This window comes from Pseudomonas sp. 05T35, from assembly GCF_056396605.1.
The window spans coordinates 1-984 of record NZ_JBFTLU010000786.1 but is presented as its reverse complement, the minus strand read 5'-3'; the positions used below and the strand labels follow the sequence as shown (position 1 = coordinate 984).

The 984-nt window shown below is 53.6% G+C and carries 2 protein-coding genes; one reads left to right on the top strand and one right to left on the bottom strand.

Annotated elements, in window-relative coordinates; translation table 11 throughout:
- Positions 1 to 55: 55 nt before the first annotated feature.
- Positions 56 to 433, bottom strand: a complete 378-nt coding sequence (locus tag AC1DH9_RS29830) for a type 1 fimbrial protein (RefSeq protein WP_477809413.1) — start codon at positions 431 to 433, stop codon at positions 56 to 58.
- A 259-nt stretch (positions 434 to 692) separates the two neighbouring features.
- Here AC1DH9_RS29830 and AC1DH9_RS29825 point away from each other — a divergent pair.
- A partial coding sequence (locus tag AC1DH9_RS29825; protein WP_477809412.1) for a fimbria/pilus periplasmic chaperone occupies positions 693 to 984 on the top strand: 292 nt, incomplete at its 3' end.

Genomic DNA, 984 nt, shown 5'->3' with positions numbered 1-984 from the left:
GTTAACGACTCGGCCTAAAACTGAAACAAGCTCGAATACACTCTAAAACACGCGCTTATGGAGAGGTCAACGTAATCAGGTAAGCGCCCGAATTCACCGGGTTGCCTGAGCYATCCACCAGCGCGTATTGCTGACTGTAATAACGGCCCTCCTTACCGCTGTCAGCGACCAGTTTCACGCCCACATTGGAATGATCGAGTGCACTGACCGAGCGAACCGGCTCAACACTGCGCACACTGATGACACTGCCTCGTGCCAGCGCTGGGCAGTCGTCCAGTTTCAACCCTCCCACCTGGGCAGAAGACGCGCACGATGACTCGACAATGCTGCCGTGAAATGAAATGACACCCTGCGCCACCGGGGTCGCCGCGAAACACATTCCGGTCAGGCTGAAAAACAGTCCCATACCGACAGAGAAAAACTTCCCGTTCATGCTGACACTCCTGATGTAAAGGCTTACGTCTTGAGTATTGACCAGGATCGGTTTTTTTTAAGGATTGTCTGATGGTTTCAGACCTGCTTTGCCAGGCAGGTCTCAGATAGGAAGAAATGCCCCCCTGATACCGGACTGCAAGTCAGGATTGACGACGCCCCTGCTTTTAAGAAATGCCTGAGAGCGGTTCCACTCACCCCACTCTTATTATGGGGCCGATATCACGCCTCAAACTCTCTCAGGGAAACACCATCCGTTAATGTTCAAAGACAATCGATTACTGACTTCTCGGCCTTACCTGACAACGCGCCTGGGCAGGGTGCTACTGCTGCTCCTGCTTTGGGTCGTCACACAGGCACAGGCCTCGCTCAAGATTGAAGGCACACGCTTGATCTACTTCGGCAAGGATAAAGAGGCCAGCATCAGCGTCATTAACCAGACCGCTCAGGATACGGTGCTGCAAAGCTGGATTAGCCATGAGGACGACAGCGACACCAGCGCTCTACCTTTCGCCATCGTCCAACCGCTAGTGCAATTGCACAGCCAGGAGC